The organism is Halomonas borealis, assembly GCF_004798905.1.
Lineage (GTDB): Bacteria > Pseudomonadota > Gammaproteobacteria > Pseudomonadales > Halomonadaceae > Halomonas > Halomonas borealis.
In genome coordinates this window covers 1-238 of the sequence record NZ_SDMO01000136.1, presented here as the reverse complement: position 1 = coordinate 238, position 238 = coordinate 1, and the positions used below count along the sequence as shown (strand labels likewise).

Annotated in this window: 1 protein-coding gene; it reads right to left on the bottom strand. The window is 38.2% G+C overall.

The window, feature by feature from the left end; translation table 11 throughout:
- Positions 1–238: ATP phosphoribosyltransferase regulatory subunit (locus tag ETC07_RS16425; RefSeq protein WP_205742586.1), on the bottom strand; the 238-nt coding region annotated here is incomplete at both ends.

Sequence of the window (238 nt, the reverse complement as noted above, 5' to 3'; positions counted from 1 at the left end):
ATCCAAAACCTGGTGTGGCTGGACCATCAAAGTATTCAACCAAACCATCATAACGGCCGCCTGCACAAACCGTCAATTCTTGTCCTTTGACATCTACGATAAATTCAAAAATTGTATCATTATAATAGTCCAAACCACGAACCATATTAGTATCAATGACATATTCAATGCCTAAACCATCGAGCAGATCACGTGTCATGTCAAAGTGATTTTGAGACTCTTCTGTAAGAAAATCCAA